The organism is Streptococcus wuxiensis, from assembly GCF_040888245.1.
Classification (GTDB): domain Bacteria; phylum Bacillota; class Bacilli; order Lactobacillales; family Streptococcaceae; genus Streptococcus; species Streptococcus wuxiensis.
On the sequence record NZ_JBFNFE010000003.1, the window covers coordinates 128327 to 153227 of the forward strand.

Consider the following 24901-nt stretch of genomic DNA (forward strand, 5'->3'; position numbering starts at 1 on the left):
AAACAAGAGGGAGCGGGTCTCCCCTACTCCTTCTTTATTTATTCTAATTATTTAGTTTGCTCTTCAACGTAAGCAACCAAGTCGCCAACTGTTTTCAAGTTGTCTTCAGCTTCGATTTGGATATCAAAAGCGTCTTCAATTTCTGAGATTACTTGGAACAAGTCCAATGAATCTGCATCCAAATCATCAAAAGTAGATTCAAGTGTTACTTCTGATGCATCTTTTCCGAGTTCTTCAACGATAATTTCTTGTACTTTTTCAAATACTGCCATGATAGACTCCTTTAAAATAAATAGTTTTTTTATAACAATGTGATCACCACATGATTACCTAAATTGTAACAATAAGTGTGCCCCATGTCAAACCTCCACCGAAACCTGACAAGAGAATTTTTTGGCTACCATCCAAATGGATGAGTCCTTCTTCTACACACTCAGAAAGTAAAATCGGGATACTTGCCGCACTAGTATTTCCATACTTCATCATATTAGCAGGAAGCTTGTCACGATCGACACCGATTTTTTTAGCCATCTTATCTAAAATTCGAATATTCGCTTGATGAAGCAAGAGATAATCGAGTTCATCTGCTGATATTGGACTTTTTTCGATGGTCTGTTTAATAGATTTAGCCACGTCTCGAATTGCAAAGTCAAAAACTGCTCTCCCATCCATTTTCAAGAAAACATCTGGTTCTTCTTGAATCGAAAATGGTGAAATCAATCCTGTCTGTCCATAAGTGAGACACTCACCACGAGAACCATCGCTATTGAGACTTTCAGCTAAGAAATGTTTTTGGTCACTTGCCTCAAGTAGTACACCACCAGCTCCATCTCCGAACAAGACAGCTGTTGAGCGGTCAGACCAATCCAAAGATTTTGACATGGTCTCACTACCGATAACCAACCCCTTACGATATGTTCCTGAAGAAATGAACTTTTCTGCAGTCGATAGGGCAAAAACAAACCCACTACAAGCAGCTGTTAAATCATAGGCAAAAGCCTTATGAGCGCCAATCTTTGCCTGAACACGAGCTGCGGTTGAGGGCATCATTGAGTCAGGTGTCATAGTCGCTATAATGATGAAATCTAGCTCTTCAGCAGAAATCCCTGCCTTCTCTAGAAGTTGTTTTGCAACCTCTGTAGCCAAATCTCCTGTTGATTCTGTCTTAGAAATATGGCGTTCTTTAATCCCTGTCCGACTTGAAATCCATTCATCACTCGTATCCATGACCTGAGCCAAGTCTTCGTTAGTGATAATCTGCTCTGGAGCATAATGAGCGACCTGGCTTATTTTTGCAAAAGCCATTACTTCAAATCCTCCAAAAAGTGATAAAGATTAGTTAACCCTTTTCCCATAACTTCAATCTCTTCAGGACTCATGCCCTCGATAATTCTTTCGACCATGGCCTTATGGAAACGTTTATGAAGACGGTGAACGAGACGACCTTTCTTTGTCAAATGCAGATGTACTACACGACGATCTTGATCTGAACGGATACGTTCGATGTATCCTTTTCTCTCCAAATTGTTTAAACTCGTTGTCACAGTCCCTAGAGTTACCATCAACTCTTTGGAAACTTGACTCGGAGTCACTTCTGGATACTTACCGATAACATCAATCGTGTGCATTTCTTTGATAGAGATGTCTTTGAAACGACTACCTCGCAAACTTACTTCCTCGATCACTAGGACGTTGTTAAAAATTGATGTTAAATAATCATTGACTTGTTGGTAGTCCATTTCTCTTCCCTCCTTTATCAAAAAAAGTTTAATAATCAAAACATTTGACAAGAAAAGTATATCAAACTTCAAAGAATAGTGCAAGTATTTTTTATTTCCCGATAAATTTTGGACGTCTTCTTTCAGAATGTGCACGAACACCTTCTTTAAAATCTTCCGTATAGGATAGTGATTTTTGTAGTTCCAATTCAAGCTGAGCATATTCATGCCACTGCTTGAACTCACTTTCCCAAACAAGTTTCTTAATCGCAGCATAGGAATTTGAAGAACCACGTCTCAACTTCTTCAACAATTGTTCTCTAGTTTTCTCTAATTGTTCACTAGTACATAGACGATATAGAGCTCCTGCCTCCATTGCCTTTTCAGCGGTGAAAGCTTCTCCAGTCATAGCTAATTGAGTTGCTCTAGTTGCACCGAGCGATCTTGTCAGCAAGAATAATCCACCCGCGTCAGGAGCCAATCCTACACCTACAAAAGCCTGGATAAATTTAGACTTGTCAGATGCGATACAGAAATCAACTGCCAAGGCCATATTGGCTGCAGCTCCAGCAACTGCTCCATCCACCTCCATGATAACAGGTTTAGGAATCTGTTTAATCTTATAAGAAATAGTATTGACCAATTCAGCAATTCGAGTTAAGGAATCAATATCATCCTCATCTACAGCACGTTTCATTTCAACTAAATCGCCACCGACAGAAAACACCTTACCAGCAGCATTGATGAGAATAAATGAAACAGAATCGTCTTTTTCAGCTAATTCCAGTGCTTCTAAAATTTCTTCACACATAGGAATATGGAAACCATTTGCCACCTCGGGACGATTTAAAGTAATCACCGCTAAATCGTCTTGAATTTGAAAGATAATATGATTCATAGCCACTCCTTTAATTTAAAAAGCTGATTAAATTATTTTATCTTCAAAGTATATCTTTTTCTTTTTAGTTATACAAGTAAAAATTGTATAAAAGTGTATCAGCCGATTTTTAAAGGGTATTTTCTATACTAAAAATAACTAAGTTAAGCTAATCAGGTCCAGACCTCTAATAAGATGTAGCCTTTCCTATTGTAGATTGAAAAAAGCCCTTCTTTCTGCTATAATCGTATAAAATACTAACTGAGGAGTTCTTATGAAGGTTGTAAAATTTGGAGGAAGTTCACTCGCCTCTGCAAGCCAATTGAAAAAGGTTTTAAACATTGTAAAAAGTGACCCTGAACGTCGTTTTGTAGTTGTATCTGCACCAGGAAAGCGCGATGCTAAAGATACCAAGGTTACGGATGCTTTGATTAAATATTATCGTGATTATGTAGCAGGAAATGATATCAGTGCTAGTCAAAATTGGATTATCGATCGTTACGCTGCAATGGTTAGCGAACTAGGGCTTAAACCAGCTGTTTTAGAACGAATCTCTAAAAGCATCCGAACTCTCGCTACCCTTCCAATTGAAAACAATGAATTTCTTTACGATACCTTCCTTGCTGCAGGGGAAAATAACAACGCTAAACTCATTGCAGCTTACTTTAACCAAAATGGATTAGAAGCTCGCTATGTTCATCCGCGAGAGGCTGGTATTGTTGTTACAAGCGAACCTGGAAATGCTCGCATCATTCCTTCAAGTTATGATAAAATCGAAGAGCTCAATAATGGTACAGAAGTTCTAGTTATCCCAGGATTCTTTGGCGTGACCAAGGAAAATCAAATCTGTACCTTCTCTCGTGGTGGATCAGATATTACTGGTTCAATTATCGCAGCTGGAGTTAAAGCTGACCTTTATGAAAACTTTACTGATGTTGACGGAATTTTTGCTGCCCACCCTGGTATCATTCACAAGCCACACTCAATCCCTGAATTGACTTACCGTGAAATGCGGGAATTGGCCTATGCAGGTTTCTCTGTACTACATGACGAAGCACTCCTTCCAGCCTACCGCGGAAAAATCCCTCTTGTTATCAAAAATACCAATAATCCTGACCATCCAGGTACTCGCATCGTTCTGAAACACAGCAGTGATGAATTCCCAGTAGTGGGGATTGCTGGTGATTCTGGTTTTGTCAGCATCAATATGTCCAAGTACCTGATGAACCGCGAAGTTGGTTTTGGTCGTAAAGTACTTCAAATTCTAGAAGACCTGAATATTGGTTGGGAACATATGCCAACTGGTATCGATGACCTATCTATCATTTTACGTTCACGAGAATTAACTCCTATTAAAGAAGAAGAAATCCTTCGTCAATTAGTTCAAAAAGCAGAGGTCGACCACGCTGAAATCGAACATGACCTGTCTATCATCATGATTGTTGGCGAAAAAATGAAGCGCCATATCGGTGTAACTGCTACAGCCACTCGTGCCTTATCTGAAAACAATATCAACATTCAAATGATGTCACAAGGTTCTAGTGAAGTTTCTATCATGTTCGTTGTTCACAAAGACCAAGAAAAAGCGGCTCTTAAGGCTCTCTACCAAGCATTTTTCGGTGAAAGTAAGGAAGACTAATCATGGCACAATCTCTCAACAAAGTCGTTGACTTACAAACTACTGGAACTTCTTACCTCTCTATACAAGGAAAAGTTGGAAAATTTCTGGTAGGAGACCAAGCCTTGGAGTTTTACTCGGATCGCAATATTGAGGATTATATTCAAATCCCATGGTCTAGCGTTAATCAAATCGGAGCCAATGTTTCAGGCCGTAAGGTTAGTCGTCATTTTGAAGTTTTTACAGACCAAGGAAAATTCCTCTTTGCCTCAAAAGACTCCGGAAAAATTCTTAAAATTGCTCGGGAAAAAATCGGAAATGAAAAGGTTGTGAAGCTTCCAACCTTACTCCAAATCATCGGTCGTAAAATCAAAAATCTATTTGCAAAAAAATAGAAAGTTTAGTATAATCATAGAAACGGATAAGTAGGTTATCCTCTCCTTCCAGAAAGTCTGCGGGTGCTGTGAGCAGATAGGAGAGATAGGTGAAATTCTACCGTTGTTTTAAATCAAATACAGAATCAAGTGCACACCTGTGAAGTTGGATGGAACCGTGGCTCTGCCACTCCAACGCTTTGTCAGGTGTGCTTTTTTCATAAAGGAGTTTATATGCTAGATATCAAACGTATTCGTACAGACTTTGATGCTGTCGCAGAAAAATTGGCTACACGTGGTGTAGATGCTGCTATCTTGAACGAGATGAAAGAAATCGATGCTAAACGTCGTGACATCTTGGTTAAGGTTGAAACCCTCAAGGCAGAGCGTAACACGGTTTCTGCTGAAATTGCTCAAGCTAAGCGCAATAAGGAAAATGCCGATGATAAGATTGCTGCCATGCAAACCCTATCTGCCGAAGTCAAAGCACTCGATGCAGAATTAGCTGAAATCGATGCTAAATTGACAGAATTTACCACTACTCTTCCAAACATCCCAGCTGACAGTGTTCCTATTGGGGTAGACGAAGATGATAACGTAGAAGTTCGCCGTTGGGGAACTCCTCGTGAGTTTGACTTTGAACCAAAAGCCCACTGGGATCTCGGAGAAGATCTTGGTATTCTTGACTGGGAACGTGGTGGAAAAGTCACTGGAGCTCGTTTCCTCTTCTATAAAGGCCTCGGAGCTCGCTTGGAACGTGCCATCTACAACTTTATGCTAGATGAGCATGGTAAGGAAGGTTATACTGAAGTCATCACCCCTTACATGGTTAACCATGATTCTATGTTTGGTACTGGCCAATATCCAAAATTCAAGGAAGATACTTTTGAGATCAGCGATACCAACTATGTCCTCATTCCTACAGCTGAAGTACCTTTGACTAACTACTACCGTGATGAAATTATTGATGGTAAGGAACTGCCAATCTACTTTACTGCTATGAGTCCATCATTCCGTTCTGAAGCTGGTTCTGCTGGTCGCGATACTCGCGGTTTGATTCGTTTGCACCAATTCCACAAGGTAGAAATGGTGAAATTTGCCAAGCCTGAAGAATCATACGAAGAACTTGAAAAGATGACAGCCAACGCTGAAAACATCCTTCAAAAACTCAACTTGCCATACCGTGTAGTTGCTCTTTCTACAGGAGATATGGGCTTCTCAGCTGCTAAGACTTACGACTTGGAAGTTTGGATCCCAGCACAAAATACCTACCGTGAAATCTCAAGCTGTTCCAATACAGAAGATTTCCAAGCACGTCGTGCCCAAATCCGTTACCGTGATGAAGCCGATGGTAAGGTTAAACTTCTACATACCTTGAACGGTTCTGGACTTGCCGTTGGACGTACCGTCGCTGCTATTCTTGAAAACTATCAAAACGAAGATGGTTCTGTTACTATTCCAGAAATCCTTCGTCCATACATGGGTGGAGCTGAAGTTATCAAACCATAAAATAAACAAGAGGAAGCATAACTTCCTCTTTTGCATTTCATGTAAAAAAACAGGTAGAAAATCTTTCATCTCTACCTGTTATTTTTATATTCTCTAGTAACCACCCATCATTGATGGGTCCATAGCTGGAGCTGGTGCTACAGGTTCTGGTTTGTTAGCCACAACTGCTTCTGTTGTCAAGATAAGACTTGCTACTGAAGCTGCGTTTTGAAGGGCTGAACGGCTAACCTTAACAGGGTCGATAATACCTGCTTCAATCATGTTCACCCATTCACCTGTCGCAGCGTTAAAGCCTGTACCAGCTTCTGCATTTTTCAAACGATCGATAACGATTGAACCTTCATAGCCTGCATTGTAGGCAATTTGGCGAACTGGTTCTTCCAAGGCACGAAGAACAATGCTACGTCCTGTTGCTTCGTCACCTGTCAATTCTAAGGCCTCAACAGCTGGAATGACATTCACTAAGGCAGTACCACCACCTGCAACAATTCCTTCTTCTACTGCTGCACGGGTAGCGTTAAGGGCATCTTCGATGCGGAGTTTCATTTCTTTCAATTCAGTTTCAGTTGCAGCACCGACCTTGATAACTGCTACTCCACCTGATAATTTAGCCAGGCGTTCTTGGAGTTTTTCACGGTCGAATTCTGAAGTTGTTGTTTCGATTTGAGACTTGATGACAGCTACACGGTTAGCAATCGCTTCAGGATTTCCTGCACCTTCAACAATGACTGTGCTATCTTTATCAACAGACACTTTAGATGCTTGACCTAAAGCTTCGATAGTAGCATCTTTCAACTCAAGTCCAAGGTCTTCAGTAATAACGGTTCCACCTGTCAAAATTGCAATGTCTTCCAACATAGCTTTACGTCGGTCACCAAAACCAGGAGCCTTAACAGCAACTACGTTGAAAGTACCACGAATCTTGTTCAAAACAAGGGTTGGCAGTGCTTCACCATCAACATCATCTGCAATAATCAAGAGCGGACGACTGCTTTGAAGAATACTTTCTAGAAGTGGCAAGATTTCTTGGATATTTGAAATCTTCTTGTCAGTGATTAAAATGTATGGATTTTCAAGGTCTGCAACCATTTTTTCATTATCAGTAACCATGTATTGTGAGAGGTAACCACGGTCAAATTGCATTCCTTCTACCACTTCAAGCTCGGTTTCCATACCACGTGATTCTTCAATAGTGATAACTCCGTCTTTCCCAACTTTTTCCATGGCTTCAGAAATGTATTCACCAACTTTTTCAGAACGAGATGAAACGGCGGCGACCTGCGCAATCGCTTCTTTGTTAGCAACAGGGATAGCCGTATTCTTCAAAGCTTCTACTGCTGCAGCAACTGCTGTTTCAATCCCTCGGCGGATACCAATTGGATTTGCACCGGCAGTTACGTTTTTGATTCCTTCACGAACGATAGCCTGAGTCAATACTGTTGCAGTAGTAGTCCCATCACCAGCAATATCATTAGTCTTAGAAGCTACTTCTGATACCAATTTGGCACCCATATTTTCAAAATGGTCTTCCAATTCAATTTCTTTGGCGATTGTTACACCATCATTGGTAATCAATGGAGAACCAAATGATTTTTCAAGCACAACGTTACGACCTTTAGGTCCCAAAGTTACTTTAACAGTATCTGCTAGAATATCAACGCCACGAACCATAGCTGAACGTGCATCAGATGAAAATTTAATGTCTTTTGCCATACTTACTTTCTCCTATTATTCTTTAACGATTGCCAAGATACTAGCTTCACCTACGATGAGGTATTTTTCATCCCCATCTTTAACATCAATACCCGCATGAGCTTCAACTAAAACATGATCTCCAGCTTTTACACTTGGAGCGACTAACTCACCGCTCAAGGTACGAACACCTTGTCCAGTAGCCACTACAGTAGCTGTTTTCGTTTCTTCTTGGGCTGATCCTGCCAGGACAAAGCCTCCGACAGTTTGTTCTTTTTCTTCAATTTTCAAGACCACACGGTCTCCTAATGGTTTCAACATCTGCTTTCCTCCATAAGACAATCATATTATTAGCACTCTTTATCTATGAGTGCTAAACCATAGTTCTATTGTATCACTTAGTCAGAAATAGTCAAGAAAAAAACACCTCTAAAGTGAAAGAGATGTTCCTTTAATATTAATTGAGAATCGTCAATTTTTGATTGAAATCATCGATAACCTTTTGGAGATTGATCCGCCCGCGATAGATACCATATCCAAAAACCACCATTCCTAATATTCCAATCAAGGCAAGTAAAATTCCGAAAATTAAGAGTGGGAGGAAGGTTTTATGAAAAAGATAAATCAATACCACACCAATACTAGCAGTGATAAAGAGCAAACTGAACCAACGACCCAAATTTTCAAGCATGTGGCGTTGATACTTAATTTCTATTTCATATCCATTAACAAGTTCTTGTTTTGTAACCATGAAAATCCTCCTGATAAAAATTGAGAATGAAGTGTAAGAGAAGGAGATTAGTCTACTTCATTCTCAAAATTTTTACTAGTAAATATTGGGGTCTCTTGACCTTAGTAATTAAGATGTGGGTCAAAGATACCTAGAGCAACACCAATTAAGGCAACAACAACTAGAATTAACATGACTTTGTTTGGTGATACTTTTTTCTTAGACATCAACCACCAGCAAATAGTGATGAAGGTTGCTGTCAAGAGACCTGGATAAACACCATCAATCTTTTCTTGAATTTTAAGGAAGGCTTCTCCGTTAGCATTTTTGAATTCGAGTGCTGTTGTAACAGAGACCCAAGTCGCTGCTACGGCACCAATAACCATACCACCAACAACGCTGATCGCTTTACGAAGAGCTTGTCCTTTTGGTCCTACAAGAAATTCAACGGCTTTATCCCCTAATTGATACCCTTTAAAGAAGGCAAAGCGCATACCAAAGTAGACTAGGAAATTCCACACGACGATGTAGAAGATAGCACCAGCGACGTTACCACCTTTTGAAAGACCAAGTGCAATCCCCAAAAGAACTGGAATCAAGGTACCAACGATCAAAGAGTCACCAATACCAGCGATTGGTCCCATTAAACCGGCACGCATCCCATTGATGGTTTCACCATCTACTGCATCTCCATTTGCACGTGCTTCTTCCAAACCAGCTGTAATCCCTACAACAAGAGATCCAAGTTGTGGTTCAGTATTGAAGAAGGCAGTATAGGTTTGCATAGCATCTTTTTGTTCTTCTTTTGTATCATACATTTCTTCTACGATTGGAAGCATAGAAGTCAAGTACCCAAAGGTTTGCATGTGTTCTTGAGAGAAACAAGTCAAATGACCATAATACCAATGATGAAATGCTTTTGCTAATGTTTTCTTTGAAATTTTCTTTCTATCAGCCATTTTAAATATCCTCCTCATCATCGTCTACGTAAACAGCCCCAGCTGGAACAGCTTTCATAGATTTGATTACTTCAAGTTCATAGTAGATTACTGCAAAGATCAATGAAACAACCGCACTAGCTACTAAGTTCAAGCCGAGAGATTTAGCCAAGGTAAATCCAACAAAGAATGGAATGAAGTCAGTTGCTTTTGTAACAATTTGTTTCAACAAGATAGCAATACCGACACATGGGAGAAGAGCTCCGACTGTAAAGAGAGCTTTCATCCAGAAACCATCCATAGGAAGGTAAAGTTTCATCAAATCAACCATGTTTTCACCATATTTAGTGATAATCATAGTTGGAAGGAAAGAGAAGAGGAAGTGAGAGATCCATGGGTAAACCCAGTCAACTGCGTAGAGTTTTTTGAAGTTTCCTTCTTCAACGGCTTTCCAACCAATGTGTTGCCAAAGCAAGTTCATGGTAGCTGTTCCGTAGAAAAGAACTGTACCGATTGTTCCAACGGCCGCACCGATTGGGGCTGCAGCTGCTGCAATTCCAGCTTCATCTGTGATGTGATTTGCATGCACAAACAAGATAGCAAGAGGAACACCGATATAAGAGATGGCACGAACATCGGCAGATACGGTTCCACCAGGTGTTACCAAGGCGATATAAACGACTTGAAGGGCAACCCCGACCATAATACCGGTTGTCACATCTCCAAGAATTAAACCTGAAATCAACCCACCGATCAAGGGACGACCGAGTGTATAGTTCCCGATACTGGAACCTCCCATACCAGGCATTGAAGACAAGCTGGCGAAAACAGCAAGCAAGATTGCTTGAATCCATGAAATTGTCATAACAAACGCTCCTTTTTGTTTGTAAATTTATTTAACAGTTGAACTGTTAGTTTTAAAAACCAAATTTTGATTTGAAATCATCCCAATAACCGATCGAAACATCAGGCAACAACTGGAATTTCACCTTATATCCTGCTGCTTGAATGGCTTGGAAGGCTTCTGCTTCTTCCTGTGTGATGGATTGGTTATTACCCAATTTCACTGCACCAGGTCGATCATTTGCAGGGCCAACAATGATTTCTTTAACATCTCCTGGGACAAAACCTTGATCCACCAAAATTTCCTTCATATCAATTGGGTTTTTGGTAATCAAGAAGTACCGACTGTCAGATTCCGTTACTTTTGCTGATTTTTCTTTAAAGGCTTCCTTTGTCCATACAAAGGTTTTCTTGTCTGACGCACCCTTGTATGCTTGAATTAAAACCTTGTTTGATGCTGCTGCATCGTTTACGGCAATCAAACCATCACATGGTTTTTCCTTTGCCCAGCGTGTGACTGTTTGACCGTGAATCATGCGGTCATCAATCCGTACAAATGTTACTACCATAAGGTACCTCCCTATTAAATATCGTCATCATCTTCTTCAGCACTAGTGGCTGAAACTTCAAAAGGCTGTAGTGCAGATTGTGCTTCTGATAAGATGGTGGCTGACAAATCCTCTCCATCCAACACATCCTTCATCACAACTGCTGTCAAGGCCATGGTGAGGTTCATCCCACCAAGGATCAAAGCTCCATCTAGCTTTCCAGCTTCTTCTAGGACAGTGGCTGCCGTGGTTAATGGACTACCACCTACAATATCTGCCAAGACCAGCACAGAATCATCTGCTGTCAATTCTGAAATGCTTTCTCTAAAATCAACTGCAAAATCATCGACCGATTTTCCTTCTTTTAGTCCAACTGCGATGACCTGGCTCATCTTATCACCAGCAAACATAGCTAGTGATGTTTTTAGGCCTTCTGCCAATCCTCCATGACTGACTAAAATGAGGTATTTCATTTTGCTACGCCTCCTTTATTTGACTCTATTGTAGATTATTTGAAAGCGTTTTTACATTGTCAAATGTCACATTATAAACATGACATTTAGCAATAAAAAAATGACATCTGTCACTTGACACGATGTCATCTTTTTTTCTTTAAAATCCTACCTGAAGACTACTTTCAATCTCCCTTTGAATTTGCGGCAGGCGGTTCTCAACATCTTGATTGCGCAAGGCATTGCCAATCAAGTAGTCTAGCTTTTCTAACACCTCTTTTGAGACATTCTTGGGACTACTTTCAACAGCTTGTTCCATAATCCGGTTCAAGGTCTGATTGGTTAAGGAATCTACCCCAAAATCATCCACTTGCAGAAGATCTTTACTAGAACGACTCTTGACTACATCAGGCATGACAGAAATCCCTTGAGATTCAGCAAAAAGAGTTTGTTGGATTTCTGGATCCTCTGTCAACACTTGCATCAACTCCCAAGCCAACTTTGAATGAGGAGTCCGAGCAGACATGGCAAAAGAAGTCGTCGTAACCAAGGTCGCCTTGGTGGTTTTTGACTTAGCAGGCATAGGAATACAGGTCCAGGTGAAGTTTGAATATTTGGAAACATGATAGGGATAAGGTTTATAAGTCCTATATTGAGCCAAGGTCATGGGGTAAAACGCTACTTTCCCCTGGTCAAAATCTTTGAAACTAACCTTATAATTTTTATTTAACTCTTCCAATTTTTGCAGAAAAGTCAAAGATTCTTTGACTTCTGGAGCTGTGAGCTTGAGCATCCCTCCTTGAAAGAGACTGCCTCCATTTGCTGCCAAAGCTTCTTTCCAGGTGTATTCTGTACTCCCAAATTGGTCCAATTGCCCATCTCCATTGGTATCTTTGGTTAGTTCCTTACAAATCTCATAAAATTCTTCAAGACTCCAACCTTCTTTGGGAACCTCAATACCTTCCTTATCCAGCAAATCTTTATTGACACACATTAAAATAGGATTGCTTTCGTAAGGTAATGCATAGGGTTGTTCCTGATAGACACAGGATTCAAATGCAGCGGTATAAAAAGTAGCCTGATCTTTTTGACTCATATAACCATTCAAATTTTCTAAAACGCCACGCGCTGCCAATAAAGAAATATCTTGTTCAGAGACCATAAAGACATCCGGTGTCTTTCCTGAAACAATTTTTTCTGAGAGCCAGTTTGAATATTCAGACTGTGGAATTCCATTTTCATACTCCACACGGACATTGGGATGGGATTTTTCAAATTTTTCAATTGCTCGATCCAAAGCATGCGAACGTTGACTGGTTGGTACATCCCAACTAGAACCTGCATAAACTCCTATATGAAGCACGGTTGGTTGCTGTTTCCACCCATAAACCCCCGCACTTACACAGAGCATAATAAGGAGCCCAATCCCAAAATAAAGATGCTTTCGCTTTAATTTCATTCCGTATTCCCTTTTGAAAAATCGCGTCTGGTCACTCCTGTTTGGACTGACCAAATCGCTAATTGCGTTCGATCACGTAGGTTTAATTTTGCCAAAATCGTTGATAAGTAATTGCGCACGGTTCCTTCTGACAAGAAAAGTTTGGCGGCAATTTCTTTGTTAGACTCGCCATAACCAATTTCTTGAATAATTCGCCATTCCGTAGTGCTTAAATCTTTGACATTATCTTCATCCACAGTAATAGAAAAGTTGGATTTAGCCATCTGCGAGAAAATTTGAAAGACTTTGCTAGCGATATTAGGGTTAATCATAGCTCCACCCTGATACACCACCTTAATAGCTTCATAGAGCTCATCTGTCGAGGTCCCTTTTAAGAGATATCCTGAAGCACCATATTTGAGCGCACTATAGATAAATTCATCATCATCAAAGGTCGTTAAAATAATAATTTTGATATCCGGATAATGCTCTTTTACTTCTTTTGTAGCCAAAACTCCATCCATACCTGGCATCCGAATATCCATCAAAATTAGATCAGGATGAGTTTGTGGGATGCTCGACAAGACATGATTCCCATCTTCTACTGTTGCTACCACTTCGATATCGGAGTGAGCTGACAAAATAATTTTCAGAGATTCTCGAATCAAAGACTGGTCATCTGCCACCATTACTTTTATCACCATCTCTTATCTCCCTTCTTTTTATTTCGGTAAACTGACTCGTGTGAAAAATCCATCGCGACTTTCAAATTGGAGCTGTCCTCCTAGGATAGAAATACGCTCCATCATCTGCTTGAGCCCATATCCATAAGTCAAGGTTTCAAACCCAACTCCATTGTCCTGCAACTCTATTATGTAATCTGCTTCATCCTCAAAAAAATGAAGTTCCATTAGACTAGCATGGCCGTGACGAACCGCATTGGTCATAGACTCTTGAATCACACGAAAAATCGTATCTTCAATCATGACGTCCATATCGACATCAACCCATTCATAGATTAAATCAACCTGTAAATTTGAAAGATTCTGATACTCATGAATCATCTTTTCTAAAGCATCTTTGAGAGTTCGTCCCTCAAGAGCTCCTGGCCGAAGGCGATTGAGAGAGCCTCTCACATCTTGAATACCTTCGCGGACGACTTCTGACACATTTTTTACCTGTTCTTTTGCCCGATTAGGATCGATATCAATCAAGACTCCAACTGCATCTAAACCAGCTGAGATTCCTGTTAACGCATGCCCCAAGGTATCGTGAATCTCACGAGCAATCCGCTTACGCTCCCGATCCTCTGCAATTTTCTCAGATAAGGCCATATAGTTGTTCAACTCCGTATTAACTTTGGATACCATGGCCAATTCCTCTTCCACTTCGTGGTTCTCCGCAAGGACATTCATAATATAAAACAAAAGCGAAATAATGAAGAACACCAAATTTGAGGCATAGAGAGAATTCTTCAGAAAAAAGGCCAAAATTCGGAGGGAGGACGGATAAAACTGAATATACGTATCCAAGGACGGAATCGGAAAGAAAAGTGAAAAAACGTCTGAGTTGGTCACAAGAAGCATCAGGAAACTCACTAGTATAAACGCAAACCAATACTTGCGGTCTCGTTTAGTATTCAACTCTTTAGAACCATAGAAAATATCCGCAAAAACCAAGAGAATAATCCCATTATAAGCTATATTTTGAACCCACATCAAGAGCAACATCAGGAGAATCTCTAGAATATTTCGTTTATCAAAGATAGACCATCGGCTCGTTTGAGGACGATAACGAGCCATCGATATCAAGGCAATCCCAGCAAATAAGAGCGCAGACAACCAAAAGGTCAGAGAAGGCGCAAAAGGAACGCGATCTAAGCGTTCTACTAACAAAGAAGCTTGTCGTTGGACGATGATATAGTTGGTTGCTTGAAGATAGATAATACTATTGAGCATGACTGCAATAAAATTCACGATCATCAGGAGGATCAAACTGTATCGCACACCTCTAAATTTTCTCATCACTGCCACCCATTCACATCGAATCGATCGATGTTTTCCTTTGTCATTATTTGAACTGGAATGGTTACTTCTTCAGAGTAGCTCTTCCCATCAACAATATCCTGGATGACTTCCATCACGCGATCTCCCATCTGCAAAGGAGACTGAGCAACTGTTCCCACAACATCATCTGTTGAATGCAATAAAGATTTCATATCTGGTGAACCATCAATTCCATAAATCGCAATGGGGTAGCTAATTCCTTTCTCCTTAATAGCAGCTAAAGCTCCTATAGCTGAACGGTCATTTAAGGCAACCAAGGTATCGATCTCAAATTCTAGTTGCAAGAAGTTGCGTACAGTTGGCATCGCAATTTCTGTCTGTCCCTTAGTTTCTAGTTCCGAGACAATCTGATAAGATTCGTGTCCTTCGATAGTATCCTTAAATCCCTGAATCCGTGTATCTGCTGAAATTGTTCCTTTATGCTCCAAGAGGAGTATCCGAGCACTAGAAGAGCGTTTCATCAGCTCTTTCGCAATCAATACTCCTGCTTGGTAGTTATCGGATACAATACTAGCATCAGGCTTAAAATTCTTCAACTGAGTATCTACTGCAATAATCTTAATCCCTTGTTTTCTAGCTTTTTCAAGAGCCCTTAAAATTAGTTGACTATCCCCCTTGACCGGATTAATCACAATCACATTGACTTTTTGAGCGCAAAAATCATCGATTTGTTGGCACTGTCTTTCTTCGTCCAATTCTGGATCTCGGACATAAACCAGAGCTCCCCTCTCGTCAGCAATTCGACTAATTTCCGAATGAATACTTTTATAGAACTCATTATTCATGGTCATATAGGTGACACCAATCTTAGTCTTTTCATTCATACTAGTCGTTTGACAAACTGTATAGACCCAGAAGAGAAGACAGGCCACTGGAATCAGCAGTAATATCCGTTTTATCAACCATTTCAACTGTTCTTTTCTCTCTTTGTTTCCCTTCAAGCTTCGTTCCTTTTTCTGAAAATTTTGAATATACTTTACTTTATTTTACTATTTTTTCAAAAAAAGTGCTTGATTTTATTGTACTATTGCATTTAACTATTTTATTTCAAAGAAATAATTCCCGAATCATTTGACTATTATAAACCAAAAAAGCTGGTCTATTGACGAACCAGCTTTCTTTATTATTACTAGAAGGGAAGTTCCTCTTCTTCTAAAACTAAATCTGCTAAGTCTTGGCCTGCATTATTTTCACGCATAGCACGTTGGGCACGACTTTCTAAAAGTTGGAAGCCTGTAGCGAGAACTTCGGTCACATAGTTGGTCTGACCATTCTTCTCGAACTTACGGGTACGAAGCTCCCCGTCTACAGAAATGAGACTACCTTTGCTTGCATAGCTAGCCAAAGTTTCAGCAAGTTTCCCCCAGATAACAATATTGATGAAGTCAGCTTCACGTTCCCCATTTTGGTCCTTGAAACGACGGTTAATGGCAATGGTCGCACGAGCCACTGACTTGTCGTTGTTGGTTTTGTGCAATTCTGGTGTAGACGTTAAACGTCCAATCATGATAACTTTATTATACATTTTTAATCCTCCTACTTATCTATTCGAAGGAAATTAAAAAAAGTTACAAGATTTGTAACTTTTTTAAAAATAATATTAATCTCTATGAATCATAAATCCAGTTGCTTGTTGATTGGCCATGATGGTCATATCTGTGATTTGTACTCGTCGTGGTTGACTGGTTACATAGACAACAGCATCTGCAATATCTTGCGCCTGCAAGGCTTCAAGTCCCTGATAGACCATCGCCGCCTGTGCCTCATCTCCATGGAAACGGACCTTAGAAAAGTCAGTCTCTACAATACCAGGCTGAATAGTGGTCACCTTGATATCTGTCGCAATGGTGTCAATCCGAAGCCCGTCTGAAAAAGTTTTGACTGCAGCCTTGGTTGCTGAATAGACTGCTGCACCTGCATATGCGTAAATCCCTGCAGTAGATCCCATATTGATAATATGCCCTTGATTAGTTGCTACCATGGAAGGCAAGAGACAGCGTGTAACAGCCATTAAACCCTTGACATTGGTATCCAGCATGGTCAACATATCCAACTCTTCATAGTCCTGATAAGGCGATAAGCCTAGAGCCAGTCCAGCATTATTGACCAAGATTTCAACCTGACCTACTGTCTCTAAAATTTCTGAACAAACAGTCTTTACCATGCTCATATCTGTAACATCTAACGGAAAGGTCCAGATTTTTTGATTTGGAAAGGCTTCTGCGAATTCAGTTTTTAGAGTTTTGAGCCTTTCTGTTCGACGCCCTGTGAGTACAACATTCTCACCTTTTTCTAGATATGCACGCGCAATGGCTTCACCGATACCTGATGTTGCACCTGTAATCACTACATTTTTTGCCATCTTACTTTCTCCTATCTAGTTTAATAGATACTAGTTAGCAATTAAGCTGTCCAGTGTTTAGCCGGATCGAATGGAGTTCCAACAACTTGGTCGTCTGACAGTTCAATGACACCACGTTTTTGTGGTGCATTTGGCAAATGCAATTCACGAGGACTACACATCATACCAAAGCTCTTTTCCCCACGAAGTTCCCCTGGGAAAATGAGATTGCCTTTTGGCATCATAGCTCCTGGAAGAGCTACAATAGTTTTCAAACCGACACGTGCATTGGGAGCACCTGCCACGATTTGTACTGTTCTGTCATTCTCAACAGAAACTTGACAGATATTGAGGTGGTCACTATCTGGATGTGCCACCATCTCTACAATCTCACCAACCACAAATTTTGGTTCCTTATCATTGATGATTTCTTCAGCAAATCCTTCTTCTTGCAATTCTTGGTTCAAACGTGCTACTTGGTCGTCAGTTAAAAAGACTTGACCGCGCTCAGCGATTTCAAACATGCTAGAAACTTCAAAAATGTTCCAAGCGACAGTCTCACCAGTTTCTTTTAGGAAAACACGCGCTACATTACCTTTACGCTCAACATCTAGTTTGGCATCTCCACTGTTTTTCACGATGACCATAAGGACATCGCCGACATGTTCTTTATTATATGTAAAAATCATTCTTTTCTCCTATTTCAAACTTGCTAAAAAGTCATTGATTTGCCCCTTGGTTTTACGGTCACGATTGACAAAACGTCCAATCACCTTGTCCTTGTCTAAAACAACAAGACTTGGAATCCCGTATACATCCCAAAGTTTAGCAAGTTCCATGTACTCATCTCGGTCTACCCGTATAAAAGTGAACTCTGGATTTGCCTCTTCAATCTCTGGCAAGGCAGGATAGATATAACGGCAGTCGCCGCACCAATCCGCAACAAAAAGGAAGACCTTCTTCCCATCCTGCTCTACTAGATTTGCTAATTCTTCTAAGCTATTAGGAGAAATCATAAGACTTCCTCCTCGTAGATGAGATCTTCATCTTCATAGACAAAGGTATAGTGACGACCATCTTCAAAAATGACACCACCAACAAGACGTTCTAGGCTACTTTCGTATACTTGGACATAAAGAGTCCCAATCTCACCCATTTCTGAGAAATAGTCACGCACAATAGCGGTTAACTCTTCCTGTGTCTTCATGAGTTTGTGATCATCAGCTACTTTCTTAGTACCAAAGGCAAGTGCTCCAAGCCCTGCCACGACTAAACCTGTTTTAATAATATTTTTCGTTTTCATGCTAACATTGTAACACAAAAAGGCTCAAGGAACAATGAAAAAGAGAGTGGGACAGAAATCGGTAATTCGGTAGAATTCGATTTCGTCGTCCCACCTCCGCACAGTTGAGTAGGGCTGTAAAAGCTGATGAAATCAGCGTAGTCGAGCCCACTCAACCACTGCGTCTTGCTCGACACTCCAAAGACAATTGAGAGGCTAGGACTTTTGTCCCAGCCTCCTTTCTAATTTCTAAACATTAATAATTTCTCTCGCCAAACAAACCTTCTGGTAAATCATGGAATCCCTTGCCTGCCTTGAAGTTTTCAAATTTACCTAGTAAGAACTGGTAGGCATCCAAGCGACTCTCGTAGCGAATCATGGCATCTTTAGCGCGCTCATCTTGATCTTCTTCATAGACCTTTTGACTTTCCTTAAGAGCCATATCGTTGATCATAATCTGGGTATTAATCCAGGTTTCAAATTCCTTCATAAATTCTTGCTCGTAACTCATTTTTTCTCCTTATTCTAATCCACGGAAAAAGTCTGTATCAATCTCACGGTAGGGTTGGATGTCCTGAACATATTCCAAGACTCCTTGAAACTCTCCTGCTTGATCGTGGACAGCTGCGTAAGTGACATGGACAAACTTTCCACGTGATTCTGACTTGAACCACATCTCGTACTTGTCTTTTTTCCCTTCACGAAGACCTTGCATAATCGCTTTGACTTTCTCCAAATATTTTGGTGGATGGCATAGTTCGACATTTCGTCCAACTTGGGACGGTGCCCGCTTGAAAATCATTTCATCTGCTGGCCGTATGTCATTGTAATACTGGAAAATATCATCCTTATTAACAAAGGTAATCTCCATCGGCAAATGATTAAGGATAAGATTCGCCTGTTCAACTGAGAGATAGCCATTGCCAAAAGCCTGTTGACTATGACGGTCTTGCACTGTTTCCTTTTCCTTAGGTGTAAAGGTAATGGTAAACTGACCTTCTGGCGTATCAATGATCTTCTGAACTTGGCCATCTACAGTTTCTGGATGAGTTGGTTCTTCTACAATTTTTTCCTCAACAAAACGTTGACGTTCAGGAACCCATTTCTCAGACGGACGGATAATAGCATATCCATAGGCATCACTTTCCTCAGCAATCTGAATCCAGTCATCCTGGGTAAAGGATTCAAGCAGAATCATGAGAAGGATTGATTCTTCCTTAAAAATCATACTTTCAAACTCTGTCGCAAAAGCTTCAAAAGCTTCCTTTACGGTGGAAATTGGCACTTCTGGGAGCGACTTAGCTGCCGCTAAAGCTGTTTGAAAGAGATCCCTAATCTGATCATCAACTCCCCACATGACTTTGGGAGGTGAATCATGTCCATAACGTTCCATGATAGGAAAAAAGAGCTCTTCCTTGCGCTGGTAGTGGATATCAAATTGACCAACAAGCCCCATCTGACGCACCAAGCCTTTGCGCATCTCCGCCAGCATTTCCTCATCGTCCACAGATTCATAAGTCGAGAGCAATCTACGGACCCGAATCAAGGCAGCACGGAGAGCTAGATTTTCATCCTTAAAGACACGCACAGGGTGACCAGGATGCTCGGTATCTTCAACTTCGACACCCTTAACAGCATTTTTAAAGAGATTAGCATGCACATCACAGAGTTCCATGACATCTTCAAAGGTAACGCCTGAGTCAGAGTTCATCAACTCGTGCTCCATGAGGGAAATCTCAATAGCAGATACACCTGTAAAAGTAGCATCAAATCGTTCCTGAACGGACTCTGGAGAGGCTCCATTATGCAATTCTAATAAAATATCCCTCAGGATATGAATACGTTCATCTGTCATTAGTCTAACCCGATCACTTCGTAACCATTTGCTTCAAGCGTACGCACAATCTTATCCATAGGAGTCCCTTCAAGCTTCGATCCTTGTTTGAGCGATACTTTTCGCCCTACAGTATTACGCATCAAGGGATTTGCAAGAGGTTTAAAACCAAGCTCAACCAAAATATCTAAAACTTCTGGATGCTTATCCACCACTTCCGCAACTGGAATTGATACATCGATTATATTGTCCATGAGAACCTCCATGAGTCTATTTCTAATCATTTAACTGCTTTTATTATACCATAAGGAATGGGATTAAAAAAACTAGCAACACAAGACTTGCTAGTTTCATCATATCAGTCAGCTTCGATTACCTCAGTCTCTTTTCGAATAATTGCCATATCATTTTGATATTGCACTTCAGAATAGTTCACTAATTTGGACAATTCTTTTTGCAATCTTTCGCCCATGGGTTTCATAGTCGCATAGGTTAATCCCCCTGAAATAACCCCACCTAGAATAGGAATCGCTTTTCCCATTCCCTTTGCCAAGCCTCTCCTTGTAAGAGTAACCCCAAAAATTTTCATAACCTTTTTTAAAATAGGGTACCAGCCAGCTTTGGCTACGGCTTTCTGAGGTACTGTGGTCATTACATGTTTAGCGACTGTAACACCACCAGAACGAAGCAAGGCACCCGCTCCGTTTACCCCAAGCATGACCCCTAGATAAAGTAATAGTGTGTTTTTAGCTTCTTCACTTAAGTCATTTCTTGATGCCCAAAGATCATTAAATCCATAAATATATCCCAATTCTTGGGCTAATTTCAAGGAAAAAGCATAAAACTGAGCTACATCCGTTGGAATAGTAAGCGCCATTAGAATACCTCCAGGTAGACCTGCTAGAACAGATGTCCCACTCGCTCGTAAAACATTATCCTTTATGCAGGACCTGGCTACCCTATCTAAGGTTTCCTGAGGTAATAATGAAGGAGGACCTTGTTCTAACAATTTGGCAATATCCCTCTTATCTAATTCTTTAGAGAACTTCTCCACTAAAAATTTTTCTCTATTTACTTTCACGACAGGAAGCTTTACAACTTGTTGTAAAACTTTTATAGCTAGATCTTGTTTAGCCATCTATATCTCCATTTTATATTCAAGTTAAGCTTTATCATATCATACTATTAGAGATTTATACATTTTTTTAACCGACTTTTAAGAAGGGCAACTAATTAATCTATCATCATGTTTAAAGTAACAAAAAAGAGGGTTGCCCCTCTTTCTTATTTCTTATCCAGATTGCGTAACATTTCGTCAATCTTGTTTCCATACTCGATGGATTCGTCTTTGACAAAGGTCAAGTCTGGAATTTTATACAATTTCAAATTGTGACCAAGCTCACGTTTGATAGTTCCGGTTGCTTTTTCAAGCCCGATTTGAGCTTTTTGATTATCTGAAGCAAGATTACTCAAAATGGTGTAGTAAACCTTAGCTACAGACAAGTCACCTAGCATCTGAACATCTGTGATGGTCACTCCTTGGACACGGGGATCACGGACTTTCTTTTGCAAAATCTCATTGACTTCGCGTTTGATTTCCATGCCCACACGATCCGTACGGAAATGATTTCCCATGCTATTCCTTCCTCTCTATTGAATCAAAAGCTAGGCCAGCAGACCTAGCTATTTTTAAAATTATTGATTTTCAATTCAAATTGAAACGAAGTTCAATTTGAAATTATCTGCTTCTTTCGCCGTGGTGAAAGTGATTGGGCTGATCATTCAGTACAATCACTGGGGATTTTTGAGACTCTAGGCTCAAAAATAAGCAATGAAACCTTGGGTTTGCTTGCGTCCCTCATCACTTAAGAAAGGAGCAAAAATCTTAGCGTTTAATTTCTTCCATGACATATGCCTCAATCACATCATCCATCTTGATATCATTGTAACCATCAATCATGAGACCACCTTCACGGCCGTTTGTAACTTCTTTGACGTCATCTTTATAGTGTTTCAAGCTTGCAAGTTCACCATCGTAAATAACGACACCGTCACGAATAACACGGACTTTAGAGTCACGGGTAACTTTACCGCTAGTAACCATAAATCCACCGATTGTTCCGACTTTAGACACTTTGAAGGTTTCACGGATAATCGCTTCACCGATAACTTTTTCTTCAAATTCTGGATCAAGCATACCTTTCATGGCTTCTTCCATCTCTTCGATAACCTTGTAGATAATGCTGTGGAGACGGATTTCTACATCGTCGGCTTCTGCTTGTTGGCGAGCTTGTGGTGTAGGACGTACGTTGAAACCAACGATAAAGGCATTTGAAGCTTCCGCAAGAGTCACGTCAGATTCGTTGATGGCACCAACTGCTGAGTGGACGATGGTAACTTTTACACCTTCCACATCAATCTTTTGTAGTGAGGCAGAAAGGGCTTCAACCGAACCTTGTACGTCGGCTTTGATGATGACGTTAACAGACTTGAGTTCACCAGCTTTAAGAGTATCAAAGAGATTTTCAAGACTTACACGTTGTGTAGCTTGACGTTGTTTCATAAGAGCACGTTTGGCACGTTCTTCACCAGCTGCACGAGCAGACTTCTCATCTTCATAAACAGCAAAGTGATCACCCGCCATCGGTGCTTCGTTCAAACCTGTAATAGATACTGGTGTTGATGGTCCTGCAACCTTAACACGACGTCCAAGGTCATTGGTCATGGCACGGACACGTCCGAAAGTATTACCAACAACGATTGGGTCTTGAACGTTCAAGGTACCTTGTTGAACAAGGAGGGTTGCAACCGCACCTTTTCCTTTATCCAAACGGGCTTCGATAACGGTACCGATGGCGCGAACTGTTGGGTCTGCTTTGAGCTCTTGAATTTCAGCTACAAGAAGAACAGTTTCCAAGAGTTCATCGATATTTTGGTTGAATTTAGCTGAGATTTCTACAAACTCAGAATCTCCACCCCAAGCTGTTGACATAACACCGTGTTCAGCCAATTCGCCGATAACGCGTTCTGGGTTTGCACCTGGCTTATCAATCTTGTTAATGGCAACGATGATTGGAACATTAGCCGCTTTTGAGTGGTTAATGGCTTCGATAGTCTGAGGCATAACCCCGTCATCTGCCGCTACGACTAGGATAGTAATATCGGTAACAGAAGCACCACGTGCACGCATGGAAGTAAAGGCCGCGTGTCCTGGTGTATCAAGGAAGGTAATCTTCTTACCATTTTCCTCAATCTGATAGGCACCGATATGCTGAGTGATACCACCAGCTTCTCCTGTAGCGACACGAGAATTACGTAGAGTATCCAAAAGGGTTGTTTTACCATGGTCAACGTGTCCCATGATGGTCACAACTGGTGGACGTTCCACTAGTTGGTCTTCATTCAGATAATCATCTTCTACGAAGAAACGTTCGATATCGGCATTGTCCACTTCAACCTTTTGTTTAGCTTCAATTCCATAATCAACCATGAGGAGTTCGATTGTTTCTCCATCCAAGGATTGGTTTTGAGTGGCCATAACGCCCATCATAAATAGTTTCTTAACAATCTCAGCTGGTTCACGTTTGATACGTTTTGCGATTTCCGCAACAGTCATACCATCTGTATACTCAAATTCTGTTGGCAATTCATGGAATTTACGTTCTGTAATAGGTTTTGGAGCCTGATTACGATTGTTTTGTTTGTTGCCTTTTTTATTTTTCTTATTGTTATTCCAGTTACTATTTCTTTGATTTCTCACTTGATTCTGACTACTTCGATTCTTTTGTTGTTTTCTAGGACCATCTTCTTCACGATCGTAATCATCACGATCTTTGTCTGGTCGAGCTTGCTTTTTACGACGTGTATCCACTATAGCCTCTTTGACTACAGGAGCTACTTCAACTACAGGCTGAGTTTGTTCAGCTAGTTTAGCAGCTTCCTCAAAAATTTCCTCTGGCTCCTTGCGTTTATTAGCTTGAGCCAAGGCTTCTTTGGCAACTTGAGACTGTTTGAAGCGTTCCTCGCTTGAGCGTGCGTATTCTGCATTTTGCTCAGCCTTCAGAGCTGCTGCTCGAGCTTTAAAGTCAATACGAGGACCAGCTTGGTTTGGACGATTATCAGTTTGTTGACGATAATCATTTCCACGATTTCCTTGGCCTTGTGGTTTCTTCCCTTGGTCGTTAAAACGACGATTGTCACGGTTCCCTTGACCAGGTTTCCCACCATTACGGTTATCGTTCTTTTGACGGTTACCGTTTTGTTGTTGATCGCGGTTGTTACCCTTGTTTTGCTTGCGTCGTTCCGCTTGCTCTTTGGCACGCGCTTCACGTTCCGCCTTAAAGTTTCGACTCTGCGGTCTTGCAGCTACAACTTTTTCTTCCTTAGGAGTTGCTGGCGTAGTTGGTTTACTTTCCACCTTCGCTTCACTTGCTTTTGGTGCTACAGGTTTTGCTTCTGTTTTTGGAGTAGCAGGCTTAAAGCTAGCTACGATTTTTTCAGCAGCAGCAGCCTCTACGCTTGAAGCATGGCTTTTCACTTCCAAGCCCAGCTCTTTTGCACGCGCTACAACATCCTTACTTTCTTTTCCAAGTTCTTTTGCGATTTCGTACAATCTTTTCTTAGACAAATCATGTCCTCCTC

At 40.7% G+C, this 24901-nt stretch carries 29 protein-coding genes; 3 read left to right on the forward strand and 26 right to left on the reverse strand.

The window, feature by feature from the left end:
- Window positions 1-47: 47 nt before the first annotated feature.
- The 4 genes from AB2B47_RS05075 to AB2B47_RS05090 all read right to left on the reverse strand — a co-directional run bounded on the left by AB2B47_RS05075 (window position 48) and on the right by AB2B47_RS05090 (window position 2616).
- Window positions 48-272, reverse strand: a complete 225-nt coding sequence (locus AB2B47_RS05075) for an acyl carrier protein (protein WP_000257840.1) — start codon at window positions 270-272, stop codon at window positions 48-50.
- A gap of 58 nt (window positions 273-330) precedes the next feature.
- Window positions 331-1305 (reverse strand): beta-ketoacyl-ACP synthase III, encoded by a 975-nt coding sequence (locus AB2B47_RS05080; protein WP_006151802.1) that lies wholly within the window; start codon window positions 1303-1305, stop codon window positions 331-333.
- Entirely contained in the window at window positions 1305-1739 is a 435-nt protein-coding gene (gene fabT, locus AB2B47_RS05085; RefSeq protein ID WP_004251873.1) for a fatty acid biosynthesis transcriptional regulator FabT, read from the reverse strand. The genes AB2B47_RS05080 and fabT overlap by 1 nt, the downstream gene beginning before the upstream one ends.
- Before the next feature lie 91 nt (window positions 1740-1830).
- Entirely contained in the window at window positions 1831-2616 is a 786-nt protein-coding gene (locus AB2B47_RS05090) for an enoyl-CoA hydratase (RefSeq protein WP_025170321.1), read from the reverse strand.
- A gap of 253 nt (window positions 2617-2869) precedes the next feature.
- On the opposite strand from AB2B47_RS05090, the gene AB2B47_RS05095 reads away from it, so the two are divergent.
- The 3 genes from AB2B47_RS05095 to serS all read left to right on the forward strand — a co-directional run bounded on the left by AB2B47_RS05095 (window position 2870) and on the right by serS (window position 6096).
- Entirely contained in the window at window positions 2870-4234 is a 1365-nt protein-coding gene (locus AB2B47_RS05095) for an aspartate kinase (RefSeq protein ID WP_006151997.1), read from the forward strand.
- A gap of 2 nt (window positions 4235-4236) precedes the next feature.
- Window positions 4237-4608: a DUF956 family protein gene (locus AB2B47_RS05100; protein ID WP_004251868.1), complete on the forward strand. Its 372-nt coding sequence runs from the start codon at window positions 4237-4239 to the stop codon at window positions 4606-4608.
- A 213-nt stretch (window positions 4609-4821) separates the two neighbouring features.
- Window positions 4822-6096, forward strand: coding sequence for a serine--tRNA ligase (gene serS / locus AB2B47_RS05105; protein ID WP_006152109.1), 1275 nt, complete (start codon window positions 4822-4824; stop codon window positions 6094-6096).
- 93 nt (window positions 6097-6189) lie between these two features.
- Here serS and groL read toward each other — a convergent pair whose 3' ends face one another.
- The 22 genes from groL to infB form a co-directional block, all read right to left on the reverse strand.
- Window positions 6190-7809 carry a chaperonin GroEL gene (groL, locus tag AB2B47_RS05110; RefSeq protein WP_320693773.1) on the reverse strand — a complete coding sequence of 540 codons (1620 nt, stop codon included), beginning with the start codon at window positions 7807-7809 and terminating at the stop codon, window positions 6190-6192.
- Window positions 7810-7824: 15 nt separating this feature from the next.
- Window positions 7825-8109: a co-chaperone GroES gene (gene groES / locus AB2B47_RS05115; protein ID WP_175860247.1), complete on the reverse strand. Its 285-nt coding sequence runs from the start codon at window positions 8107-8109 to the stop codon at window positions 7825-7827.
- Between the two features lie 136 nt (window positions 8110-8245).
- The gene (locus AB2B47_RS05120; protein WP_016466771.1) at window positions 8246-8539 is read right to left on the reverse strand and encodes a hypothetical protein; all 294 of its coding nucleotides are present in this window, start codon (window positions 8537-8539) and stop codon (window positions 8246-8248) included.
- 101 nt (window positions 8540-8640) lie between these two features.
- Window positions 8641-9495: a PTS system mannose/fructose/sorbose family transporter subunit IID gene (locus AB2B47_RS05125; RefSeq protein ID WP_029689583.1), complete on the reverse strand. Its 855-nt coding sequence runs from the start codon at window positions 9493-9495 to the stop codon at window positions 8641-8643.
- A complete protein-coding gene (locus AB2B47_RS05130) occupies window positions 9479-10321 on the reverse strand; it encodes a PTS mannose/fructose/sorbose/N-acetylgalactosamine transporter subunit IIC (RefSeq protein ID WP_000156207.1) in 843 nt (280 codons plus the stop codon). The genes AB2B47_RS05125 and AB2B47_RS05130 overlap by 17 nt, the downstream gene beginning before the upstream one ends.
- Before the next feature lie 52 nt (window positions 10322-10373).
- The gene (locus tag AB2B47_RS05135) at window positions 10374-10868 is read right to left on the reverse strand and encodes a PTS sugar transporter subunit IIB (protein ID WP_000261775.1); all 495 of its coding nucleotides are present in this window, start codon (window positions 10866-10868) and stop codon (window positions 10374-10376) included.
- Window positions 10869-10882: 14 nt separating this feature from the next.
- Window positions 10883-11320: a PTS sugar transporter subunit IIA gene (locus AB2B47_RS05140; RefSeq protein ID WP_016466772.1), complete on the reverse strand. Its 438-nt coding sequence runs from the start codon at window positions 11318-11320 to the stop codon at window positions 10883-10885.
- A 139-nt stretch (window positions 11321-11459) separates the two neighbouring features.
- The gene (locus tag AB2B47_RS05145; RefSeq protein ID WP_016466773.1) at window positions 11460-12758 is read right to left on the reverse strand and encodes an ABC transporter substrate-binding protein; all 1299 of its coding nucleotides are present in this window, start codon (window positions 12756-12758) and stop codon (window positions 11460-11462) included.
- Window positions 12755-13438 carry a response regulator transcription factor gene (locus AB2B47_RS05150; RefSeq protein ID WP_025173290.1) on the reverse strand — a complete coding sequence of 228 codons (684 nt, stop codon included), beginning with the start codon at window positions 13436-13438 and terminating at the stop codon, window positions 12755-12757. The genes AB2B47_RS05145 and AB2B47_RS05150 overlap by 4 nt, the downstream gene beginning before the upstream one ends.
- 21 nt (window positions 13439-13459) lie before the next feature.
- A complete protein-coding gene (locus AB2B47_RS05155; protein WP_320693774.1) occupies window positions 13460-14761 on the reverse strand; it encodes a sensor histidine kinase in 1302 nt (433 codons plus the stop codon).
- Window positions 14761-15744 (reverse strand): substrate-binding domain-containing protein, encoded by a 984-nt coding sequence (locus AB2B47_RS05160; RefSeq protein ID WP_320693775.1) that lies wholly within the window; start codon window positions 15742-15744, stop codon window positions 14761-14763. Before AB2B47_RS05160 ends, AB2B47_RS05155 begins: the two co-directional genes overlap by 1 nt.
- A gap of 188 nt (window positions 15745-15932) precedes the next feature.
- On the reverse strand, window positions 15933-16328 hold the full coding sequence (locus AB2B47_RS05165) for a single-stranded DNA-binding protein (protein WP_320693776.1): 396 nt from the start codon (window positions 16326-16328) through the stop codon (window positions 15933-15935).
- A 75-nt stretch (window positions 16329-16403) separates the two neighbouring features.
- On the reverse strand, window positions 16404-17165 hold the full coding sequence (locus AB2B47_RS05170) for an SDR family NAD(P)-dependent oxidoreductase (protein WP_320693777.1): 762 nt from the start codon (window positions 17163-17165) through the stop codon (window positions 16404-16406).
- 41 nt (window positions 17166-17206) lie between these two features.
- Window positions 17207-17833, reverse strand: coding sequence for a YtpR family tRNA-binding protein (gene ytpR, locus AB2B47_RS05175; protein WP_320693778.1), 627 nt, complete (start codon window positions 17831-17833; stop codon window positions 17207-17209).
- Window positions 17834-17842: 9 nt separating this feature from the next.
- A complete protein-coding gene (locus tag AB2B47_RS05180; protein ID WP_320693779.1) occupies window positions 17843-18160 on the reverse strand; it encodes a thioredoxin family protein in 318 nt (105 codons plus the stop codon).
- Window positions 18157-18447: a DUF4651 domain-containing protein gene (locus tag AB2B47_RS05185; RefSeq protein ID WP_006152279.1), complete on the reverse strand. Its 291-nt coding sequence runs from the start codon at window positions 18445-18447 to the stop codon at window positions 18157-18159. The genes AB2B47_RS05180 and AB2B47_RS05185 overlap by 4 nt, the downstream gene beginning before the upstream one ends.
- 235 nt (window positions 18448-18682) lie before the next feature.
- Window positions 18683-18937 (reverse strand): DUF1912 family protein, encoded by a 255-nt coding sequence (locus AB2B47_RS05190; RefSeq protein WP_006151743.1) that lies wholly within the window; start codon window positions 18935-18937, stop codon window positions 18683-18685.
- Window positions 18938-18946: 9 nt separating this feature from the next.
- On the reverse strand, window positions 18947-20281 hold the full coding sequence (locus AB2B47_RS05195; RefSeq protein ID WP_320693780.1) for a DUF438 domain-containing protein: 1335 nt from the start codon (window positions 20279-20281) through the stop codon (window positions 18947-18949).
- Window positions 20281-20514 (reverse strand): DUF1858 domain-containing protein, encoded by a 234-nt coding sequence (locus AB2B47_RS05200; RefSeq protein ID WP_000368732.1) that lies wholly within the window; start codon window positions 20512-20514, stop codon window positions 20281-20283. Before AB2B47_RS05200 ends, AB2B47_RS05195 begins: the two co-directional genes overlap by 1 nt.
- A gap of 104 nt (window positions 20515-20618) precedes the next feature.
- Window positions 20619-21398, reverse strand: coding sequence for a hypothetical protein (locus tag AB2B47_RS05205; RefSeq protein WP_320693781.1), 780 nt, complete (start codon window positions 21396-21398; stop codon window positions 20619-20621).
- A gap of 146 nt (window positions 21399-21544) precedes the next feature.
- Window positions 21545-21895 carry a 30S ribosome-binding factor RbfA gene (rbfA, locus tag AB2B47_RS05210; RefSeq protein WP_004251823.1) on the reverse strand — a complete coding sequence of 117 codons (351 nt, stop codon included), beginning with the start codon at window positions 21893-21895 and terminating at the stop codon, window positions 21545-21547.
- Between the two features lie 250 nt (window positions 21896-22145).
- The gene (infB, locus tag AB2B47_RS05215; RefSeq protein WP_320693782.1) at window positions 22146-24887 is read right to left on the reverse strand and encodes a translation initiation factor IF-2; all 2742 of its coding nucleotides are present in this window, start codon (window positions 24885-24887) and stop codon (window positions 22146-22148) included.
- Window positions 24888-24901 lie beyond the last annotated feature (14 nt).

Coding starts and splice junctions, on each gene's coding strand:
- AB2B47_RS05200 (WP_000368732.1), bottom strand. CDS start 20,514: ATGGACAATATAATCGATGTATCAATTCCAGTTGCGGAAGTGGTGGAT.
- serS (WP_006152109.1), top strand. CDS start 4,822: ATGCTAGATATCAAACGTATTCGTACAGACTTTGATGCTGTCGCAGAA.
- groL (WP_320693773.1), bottom strand. CDS start 7,809: ATGGCAAAAGACATTAAATTTTCATCTGATGCACGTTCAGCTATGGTT.
- ytpR (WP_320693778.1), bottom strand. CDS start 17,833: ATGATTTTTACATATAATAAAGAACATGTCGGCGATGTCCTTATGGTC.
- AB2B47_RS05095 (WP_006151997.1), top strand. CDS start 2,870: ATGAAGGTTGTAAAATTTGGAGGAAGTTCACTCGCCTCTGCAAGCCAA.
- AB2B47_RS05205 (WP_320693781.1), bottom strand. CDS start 21,398: ATGGCTAAACAAGATCTAGCTATAAAAGTTTTACAACAAGTTGTAAAG.
- fabT (WP_004251873.1), bottom strand. CDS start 1,739: ATGGACTACCAACAAGTCAATGATTATTTAACATCAATTTTTAACAAC.
- AB2B47_RS05170 (WP_320693777.1), bottom strand. CDS start 17,165: ATGGCAAAAAATGTAGTGATTACAGGTGCAACATCAGGTATCGGTGAA.
- AB2B47_RS05125 (WP_029689583.1), bottom strand. CDS start 9,495: ATGAGGAGGATATTTAAAATGGCTGATAGAAAGAAAATTTCAAAGAAA.
- AB2B47_RS05145 (WP_016466773.1), bottom strand. CDS start 12,758: ATGAAATTAAAGCGAAAGCATCTTTATTTTGGGATTGGGCTCCTTATT.
- AB2B47_RS05185 (WP_006152279.1), bottom strand. CDS start 18,447: ATGAAAACGAAAAATATTATTAAAACAGGTTTAGTCGTGGCAGGGCTT.
- AB2B47_RS05075 (WP_000257840.1), bottom strand. CDS start 272: ATGGCAGTATTTGAAAAAGTACAAGAAATTATCGTTGAAGAACTCGGA.
- AB2B47_RS05120 (WP_016466771.1), bottom strand. CDS start 8,539: ATGGTTACAAAACAAGAACTTGTTAATGGATATGAAATAGAAATTAAG.
- AB2B47_RS05165 (WP_320693776.1), bottom strand. CDS start 16,328: ATGTATAATAAAGTTATCATGATTGGACGTTTAACGTCTACACCAGAA.
- rbfA (WP_004251823.1), bottom strand. CDS start 21,895: ATGGGAAATCATTTCCGTACGGATCGTGTGGGCATGGAAATCAAACGC.
- AB2B47_RS05180 (WP_320693779.1), bottom strand. CDS start 18,160: ATGATTTCTCCTAATAGCTTAGAAGAATTAGCAAATCTAGTAGAGCAG.
- AB2B47_RS05140 (WP_016466772.1), bottom strand. CDS start 11,320: ATGAAATACCTCATTTTAGTCAGTCATGGAGGATTGGCAGAAGGCCTA.
- AB2B47_RS05080 (WP_006151802.1), bottom strand. CDS start 1,305: ATGGCTTTTGCAAAAATAAGCCAGGTCGCTCATTATGCTCCAGAGCAG.
- AB2B47_RS05100 (WP_004251868.1), top strand. CDS start 4,237: ATGGCACAATCTCTCAACAAAGTCGTTGACTTACAAACTACTGGAACT.
- AB2B47_RS05090 (WP_025170321.1), bottom strand. CDS start 2,616: ATGAATCATATTATCTTTCAAATTCAAGACGATTTAGCGGTGATTACT.
- AB2B47_RS05190 (WP_006151743.1), bottom strand. CDS start 18,937: ATGAGTTACGAGCAAGAATTTATGAAGGAATTTGAAACCTGGATTAAT.
- groES (WP_175860247.1), bottom strand. CDS start 8,109: ATGTTGAAACCATTAGGAGACCGTGTGGTCTTGAAAATTGAAGAAAAA.
- AB2B47_RS05135 (WP_000261775.1), bottom strand. CDS start 10,868: ATGGTAGTAACATTTGTACGGATTGATGACCGCATGATTCACGGTCAA.
- AB2B47_RS05130 (WP_000156207.1), bottom strand. CDS start 10,321: ATGACAATTTCATGGATTCAAGCAATCTTGCTTGCTGTTTTCGCCAGC.
- AB2B47_RS05195 (WP_320693780.1), bottom strand. CDS start 20,281: ATGACAGATGAACGTATTCATATCCTGAGGGATATTTTATTAGAATTG.
- AB2B47_RS05155 (WP_320693774.1), bottom strand. CDS start 14,761: ATGAGAAAATTTAGAGGTGTGCGATACAGTTTGATCCTCCTGATGATC.